General features: G+C 33.9%; 6 protein-coding genes. All 6 read left to right on the top strand.

Annotated elements, in window-relative coordinates:
- The first annotated feature begins 123 nt into the window (after positions 1-123).
- Positions 124-612 carry a substrate-binding domain-containing protein gene (locus KPL55_RS24865; protein ID WP_312887389.1) on the top strand — a complete coding sequence of 163 codons (489 nt, stop codon included), beginning with the start codon at positions 124-126 and terminating at the stop codon, positions 610-612.
- A gap of 202 nt (positions 613-814) precedes the next feature.
- A complete protein-coding gene (locus KPL55_RS24860; protein WP_216309447.1) occupies positions 815-2,329 on the top strand; it encodes a sugar ABC transporter ATP-binding protein in 1,515 nt (504 codons plus the stop codon).
- Between the two features lie 53 nt (positions 2,330-2,382).
- Positions 2,383-3,363, top strand: a complete 981-nt coding sequence (locus KPL55_RS24855) for an ABC transporter permease (protein WP_216309446.1) — start codon at positions 2,383-2,385, stop codon at positions 3,361-3,363.
- 110 nt (positions 3,364-3,473) lie between these two features.
- A complete protein-coding gene (locus KPL55_RS24850) occupies positions 3,474-4,454 on the top strand; it encodes an ABC transporter substrate-binding protein (protein ID WP_216309445.1) in 981 nt (326 codons plus the stop codon).
- A gap of 116 nt (positions 4,455-4,570) precedes the next feature.
- Complete coding sequence (locus tag KPL55_RS24845; RefSeq protein ID WP_216309444.1) at positions 4,571-6,358, top strand: L-fucose isomerase; 1,788 nt, start codon at positions 4,571-4,573, stop codon at positions 6,356-6,358.
- A 67-nt stretch (positions 6,359-6,425) separates the two neighbouring features.
- Positions 6,426-7,919 (top strand): rhamnulokinase, encoded by a 1,494-nt coding sequence (locus KPL55_RS24840; protein WP_216309443.1) that lies wholly within the window; start codon positions 6,426-6,428, stop codon positions 7,917-7,919.
- Positions 7,920-8,078 lie beyond the last annotated feature (159 nt).

Below are 8,078 nucleotides of genomic sequence, written 5' to 3'. Positions count from 1 at the left end.
GTAATAATTTGATTAGTAAAAAAGCAAATAACCAGTAGATAATTATTAGTATTATAGTTATAATTTGACTTAGGAATGCAGTTTCATAAAGCTATATTTTGACGCACTACATGCAATGTTGTAATTATTAATTTTGTAAAAGGAACGGCCACTGCAGATCAGAGAGAAGAAGGTCTATTTGAAGTTATAAATTCGTATCCTGGTATTAAGGTATTGGAGAAAGAATATTGCTTAGCCAATGAAAAAATTGCAAAAGAGCAAACCGATATGGTTATAAAAAAACATGATAAAATTGATATCATAATAGCATTAAATGCTCCGGCAACAATAGGGGTAGCGAATTCTATACAAAATATGAATCTCCAAGGGAAAATTAAAGTAATTGGATTTGATGCAACTCATGAAGAAATAGATTTTATGGAGGACGATGTAATACAAGCGACAATTCTGCAAAATCCATATAGCATGGGTTATTTAGGAGTAAAGTATGCTATAGAAGATTCAAACAAAAATAAAGTTCCTAAAAATGTGAACACAGGTTCAAAAATGATTGATAAGGGTAATATGTATACGCCAGAAAATCAAAAGCTTCTTTTTCCTTTTGTAAATTGATATAAGCTCCCATTATGGGAGCTTATATTTTTTTGAAATGGTATTAATAAAAATATATAATAGTTGAATTTTCTAAAAATTCAGTTGATTTTCACATTATAATTTAATAGTTTGAATGATATTATATAAACAAGGACAAGGTATAGCAATTATGTAAACGTTATAATAAATAAATATTGTAATAGATTGGAGGGGATGCTACATGGGTGAAATTATAGTTTCAATGGAGGGAATAGAAAAATCATTTCCTGGTGTTCATGCACTTAATCAATGTAAATTTGAATTACGAGCAGGAGAAGTGCACGCACTAATTGGAGAAAACGGTGCAGGTAAATCCACTATGGTAAAAATAATGACTGGTGTATATAGGAAAGATGCAGGGAAAATTATTTACAAAGGAGTGGAAGTAGATTTTCAGGGCCCAAAGGAAGCTCAAGAGTTAGGAATTAGTATAGTTCATCAAGAATTGAATCTTATGCCACACCTTACTATAGCTCAAAATATATTCATAGGACGTGAAACTATAGACGGAACAAAATTTTTATTAAATGACAAAGTAATAAATGACAAGACACAGGCGTTATTTGATAGGATGCATCTAAATTTAGATCCACGTACAAAGGTTTCAGATATTTCTGTAGCAAAACAACAGATGGTAGAAATCGCAAGGGCTCTTTCATTTAAATCAGAAGTTGTTATTATGGATGAGCCAACTGCAGCACTTACAGAAGCAGAAATAGATGAACTTTTTAGAATGATTTATGAACTCAGGGATAGCGGAGTTGGTATTGTATATATTTCTCACCGTATGGAGGAACTTAAAAAAATATGTGATCGGATTACAGTAATGCGTGACGGATGTTATATAGATACAGTTAATATCAAAGATGTTACCATAGACCAAATTATTCACATGATGGTAGGAAGGACAATTTATGAAACAGCTAAGCCTTGCACAGAAGGGTGTAGTACAGAAGTAGTACTTGAGGTTAAAGATCTAAATAGGGGTCGCATGGTTAAAAATATAAGTTTTAATCTTAAAAAAGGTGAAATACTTGGATTTGCAGGCCTTATGGGATCAGGTCGTACAGAGGTAGCCAGGGCGATTTTTGGTGCAGATGCTATTGAGACTGGAGAAATTTTTATAAAGGGTAACAAAGTTTTAATCAAGTCACCTGGTGATGCAGTTAAACATGGAATAGGATATTTGTCAGAGGACCGTAAACAATATGGACTTACTGTTGGTATGGATGTAGAGTCCAATATTGTTCTTTCTACTTTCAATAAATTCACTGGACATTTTGGTTGGGTAAATGTTTCAAAAACTAAAGCGATAGCAGAAAAAATGGTTAAAGATCTAAGAATCAAAACCCCTAGTATTTCACAAAAGGTAAAATTTTTATCTGGAGGAAATCAGCAAAAAGTAGTTATTGGTAAGTGGCTTACTCGTGATAGTGATATTTTAATATTTGATGAACCGACACGTGGAATTGATATAGGTGCAAAAAGTGAAATTTATAAATTACTTAATGATTTAGCAGCACAAGGGAAGTCTATAATCATGATTTCATCTGAATTACCTGAAATAATGCGAATGAGCCATCGCATTATGGTTATGTGTGGAGGACGAATTACAGGAGAACTAAGTGCTGAGGAAGCTACGCAAAATCTTATAATGAAATACGCTACAAAACGTGAATCACAAACCACAATCTAGGTTTAAATATAATAACGAGTCTAAATAAATAATGAATATGGGGGGATAAAAATATGAATACTAAAATAATTGAGAAAAAAACTCTTAGAAAAAAAATATTATCTGGTGGTAGTGCCACGCAAAAGCTTTTGGCATTCAGTAGTTTAATAGTAATGTTTCTAGCATTTTCAATTGTATCACCTAATTTTGCTACATTTGATAATATAGTTGGAATTCTACTTGCAACGTCGGTTACTGGTGTGCTAGCTATTGGAGCTACATTTGTAATTATTACTAGTGGTATTGATTTATCAATTGGTACTGTGATGACTTTCTCAGCAGTCTTTGCAGGGCTCTTTATAACAAATATGGGGCTTCCTGTTTTTGTAGGGGTTCTAGGTGGAATAGTTGCTGGAGGATTATGTGGTTTTCTAAATGGTACTGCTATAGCAAAAGCAAAAATACCACCATTTATTGCAACACTTGGTATGATGATGATTACAAAAGGACTTTCACTTGTATTGTCAAATGCAAAACCAATTTATTTTAATGACACACCTTCATTTGCCAAGATTTCTATGGGGTCGTTTTTAGGAATACCAAATGCAGTTTTAATTTTCTTTGCAGTTGCTATAATTGCTAGTTTAATTTTATCCAAAACAGTACTTGGTAGATATAATGTGGCACTTGGAAGTAATGAAGAGGCAGCAAGATTGTCTGGCATCAATGTAGATAAGTGGAAAATAGCAATTTATACACTATGTGGAATTTTCGCAGGTATAGCAGGAATTATGATGGCGGCACGGCTTAACTCCGCACAACCTGCATTAGGAGCTGGTTATGAGATGGATGCAATAGCAGCAGCTGTTATAGGGGGTACTTCTTTAAGTGGTGGTGAAGGAACTATAATAGGTACTGTAATTGGAGCATTTATTATATCTGTACTTACAAATGGTCTTAGAATCATGTCTGTTCCACAAGAGTGGCAAACAATAGTTACTGGCTGTATTGTTATTCTTGCTGTTTATATGGATATTAAACGTAGAAAAAAATAATAAATAATTAATTTCCAAGAGTTACTTGGTAATCGGTTTCTACTTCTTAAAGGGATTTTTCCAATGAGAAGAGTAATATAAAATCTTAATCTTAAGGGGGAACATTATTAATGAGAAAATTTAATAAGTTATTTTCTGTTACTTTGGGTTTAGTTATGGCAGCGTCTATATTTGGTGGTTGTGCACAGAAAAAAGCAGAGGTAGCAACAGCGACACCTGGTAAAATCTACATTCCCGTTATTTCAAAAGGATTTCAGCATCAATTTTGGCAAGCGGTAAAAAGTGGAGCTGAAAAGGCTGCAAAGCAATACGATGTAGAAATAACATTTGAGGGACCAGAAACTGAAGCTATGGTAGATAAACAAGTAGAAATGGTACAGGCAGCACTCGGAAAGAAGCCGTCCGCAATATGTTTGGCAGCATTAGATAGTAAAGCTTTAATACCTTTATTAGAGAAAGCTAAAACACAAAAGATTCCAATTGTTGGATTCGATTCAGGTGTAGACAGTACAATTCCAGTTACGACATGTGCTACAGATAATTTAGCAGCCTCAGCAGTAGCAGCAGATAAAATGGCTGAGCTTATAGGAGGAAAAGGTGAAGTAGCACTAATTGTTCATAGTCAAACAAGTTCTACAGGAATAGATCGTCGTGATGGATTTGTAAATCAAATGAAAGCGAAATACCCTGACATTAAAATCGTTGATATACAATACGGTGATGGAGACCAACTTAAATCTACAGATCTTGCAAAAGCGATCTATCAGGCACATCCAAATTTAAAGGGATTTTTCGGAGCAAATGAAGGATCAATAATAGGAGTTTTGAATGCAACAAAAGAGCTTAAAAAAGAGGGCAAAGTTTCAATTATTGGATTTGATTCTGGTAAACCACAATTAGACGCAATAAGAAGTGGAATCCAAGCAGGGGCTATTACTCAAGATCCAATTGGTATTGGGTTCAAATCAGTAGAAGCTGCTGTAAAAGCAATCAAAGGTGAGAAATTAGAAAAAACTATAGATACTGGTTTTCATTGGTATGACAAAACGAATATAGATTCTGCAGATATAAAACCTTTGTTATATAATTAATTAACTATTGACATCTATTCCAATTGAGTTGTAAACTGTAATTGAAACGATTCCATTTTGTACTATTGCTTTTATGGAATCGTTTAGTTTTAAATTTTAAGGAGGTACTGTTACTTATGAATACTATATTCAATGAAAACTTACCCAAAATCGGAATTAGACCTACTATAGATGGACGACGTAGAGGTGTTAGAGAATCTATGGAAGAGAAAACTATGGGTATGGCAAAAGCCCTTGAATCATTATTAGTAGAGAATTTAAGATATCCAAATGGTAAAAAAGTAGAATGCGTTATAGCAGATACTACTATCGGTGGAGTTGCTGAGGCTTCTAGATGTGCAGATAAATTTTTAAAAGCAGGAGTTGGGCTTACTATAACTGTAACCCCATGCTGGTGTTATGGAAGTGAGACTATAGATATGGATCCATTAATGCCTAAGGCTATATGGGGCTTTAATGGAACTGAAAAACCAGGTGCAGTATATCTTGCAGCGGCACTAGCAGGACATAATCAAAAGGGTCTGCCTGCCTTTGGAATATATGGACAAGATGTGCAGGACAGTAATGATAATTCAGTGCCAGAAGATGTAAAGACTAAATTACTTCAATTTGCAAAAGCAGGTCTTGCTGCAGCGATAATGAAGGGAAAGTCTTACTTATCTATTGGAAGTGTTTCCATGGGAATTGCAGGTTCTATTGTGGATTCAAGCTTTTTTCAAAAATATCTTGGAATGAGAAATGAATATGTTGATATGACAGAAATAACAAGAAGAATAGAAGAGAATATATATGACCCAGAGGAATTTGAAAAAGCATTAGCATGGACTAAAGAAAATTGTAAAGAGGGAAAAGATTTAAATAAACTTGAAGATCAAAAATCTAGTGAAGAAAAAGAAAAAATATGGAAAACTGTAGTTAAGATGACCATAATAGCAAGAGATTTAATGATTGGAAATGAAAAGCTAGCAGAAATGGGTTTTAAAGAAGAAAGTGAAGGTCATAATGCTATAGTATCCGGTTTTCAAGGGCAAAGACAATGGACTGATCATTTTCCTAACGGAGATTTTATGGAAGCGGTGTTATGTTCATCCTTTGATTGGAATGGAATCAGAGAAGCTTTTGTTGTAGCAACAGAAAATGATAGCTTAAACGGTATATCAATGTTATTTGGACATTTATTAACTAATACAGCTCAAATTTTTTCTGACGTTAGAACATATTGGAGTCCAGATGCAGTTAAAAGAGTAAGTGGTAAAGAATTAACAGGTCTCGCAAAGAACGGAATAATTCACCTTATAAATTCAGGTGCTACTACATTAGATGCTACCGGGCAGCAAAGAGAAAATGGAAAAGCTACTATGAAAGAATTCTGGAATATAAATGAAGAGGATGTTAAAAATTGTTTAGATGCAACTTCTTGGCATGCAGCAAATAATGGATACTTTAGGGGTGGTGGATTTTCTTCTAAATTTGTATCAGAAGGTAATATGCCTGTAACTATGAGCAGAGTTAACTTAATTGATGGAATAGGGCCAGTACTTCAAATTGCTGAAGGTTATACGGTAGAACTTCCGGAAGATATACATTCAGCTTTAGATTCACGTACAGATCCAACTTGGCCAACTACTTGGTTTGCACCAATACTTAATGGAAAGGGTGCATTTACTGATGTATATTCAGTTATGAATAACTGGGGTGCTAATCATGGAGCAATAAGTTATGGTCATATTGGAGCTGATCTAATTACGCTAGCAGCAATACTTAGAATTCCGGTCAACATGCATAATGTTCCTGACGCAGAAATATTTAGGCCAAGTGCTTGGAATGCCTTTGGAACAATGGATAAAGAAGCAGCCGATTATAGAGCTTGTCAAAATTTTGGACCTATTTACGGAAAAAAATAAATATTAAACACCCACTTTTATAAGTGGGTGTCTTTAAATTTAGGTAAACAGTTAGGAGGGATTAAATATGGAAATTGCAAAGAATATAACTACTGGGATTCTTGCTTTTGATTTTGGAGCTAGTAGCGGCCGCGCTATTTTAGGTAACTTAAAAGATGATAAACTTGAACTTATAGAGGTTCATAGATTTTCAAATGATCCAGTAATGTTCGGGGCGCATCTTCAATGGGATATTTTAAAATTATGCCATGAAATTAAGCAAGGTATATTAAAATGTAAGATTTCCGGAATTAATATAGAAAGTATTGGGGTAGATACTTGGGGTGTAGATTTTGGACTATTAGATGAAAAGGGGGAACTAATAAGTAATCCTTATCACTATAGAGACGAGAGAACTAAGGGTATGATGGAAAAATGCTTCGAATATGTTCCAAAAGAAGAGCTGTTTAGAAGAACTGGTCTCCAATTTGAGGCATATAATTCTATATATCAACTACTTTCTATGGTCGAAAGTAAAAGTAGTATTTTAAAAATAGCACGAACATTGTTATTTATGCCTGATTTATTTAACTACATGCTTACAGGCAAAAGATACACGGAGTTTACTGAATTCACTACATCACAATTGTACAATTATGAAGAAAAAAGCAAGGATAAATATGTGATTGAAAAGCTAAAGATACCTAATGATATTTTTGCACCGCTAATAATGCCTGGAGCAGAAGTTGGTTTTGTTAAAGAAAGCATTTGCAGGGAACTGGGCATTAAACCTATAAAAGTAATAGCGGTTGGTGGGCATGATACAGCATCTGCAGTAGCAGCTATACCATCTATTGAAGACAATCCTGTTTTTATAAGTAGTGGAACTTGGTCATTACTAGGAATGGAAAATGACGAACAGATTATTAATGATAAGGTATATAAGTATAATTTTACAAATGAGGGAGGTACAAATAATAAGGTTTTACTTATGAAAAATATTATGGGCCTTTGGATTATTCAAGAATGTAAAAGGGAGTGGGAAAAACAAGGCATTAATTTGGGATTTGGAGAAATTGTAAAAATGGCTAAGGCAGAAAAAAGTGGAGTTAGTTTTATAGACCCAGATAATGAACTGTTTTATGAGCCAGGCAATATGCCAAGTAAAATTAAAGAGTACTGCAAAAATACAAATCAAAATGAACCACAATCAATAGGCCAGATCATAAGATGTGTAGAAGAGAGTCTCGCCCTTAAGTACAGGTGGGCTATAGATAAGTTAGAAGAGATTACAAATAAAAAAATTAATACCATTCATGTTATTGGGGGTGGAATTCAAGATAAGCTTTTATGTGAACTTACAGCCAGTGCAACAGGAAGAAAAGTAATAGCGGGACCTGTAGAGGCTACAGCTATTGGAAATTTAATAATTCAAGCACAGGCACTTGGAAAGATTAAAGATCAAAAGCATGGTAGACAAATAATTAGAAACTCTTTTGAAATGGAAGAATATATTCCGAAAAATCATGAAGAGTGGGATGGAAATTATACTAAATATTTGAAAATGTTAGGGTTAGAATAATAATTAAAAACATCCCATAGGGTAGGCTTTTTAATGTCTACCCTATGGTTATATACGGTAGATAACGGTTGATAATGGTAAGTAGCATGTATAAAGGTATACATAAGAAAAATTCTTAAATATGCCTATATATCTGGGTTGTCTCGCATAGAATTTAAA

The organism is Clostridium lacusfryxellense, from assembly GCF_018861735.1.
GTDB classification, from domain to species: Bacteria; Bacillota; Clostridia; order Clostridiales; family Clostridiaceae; genus Clostridium_AD; species Clostridium_AD lacusfryxellense.
The sequence above is the reverse complement of the archived record's forward strand: the minus strand, read 5'-3'. Positions and strand labels throughout refer to the sequence as shown.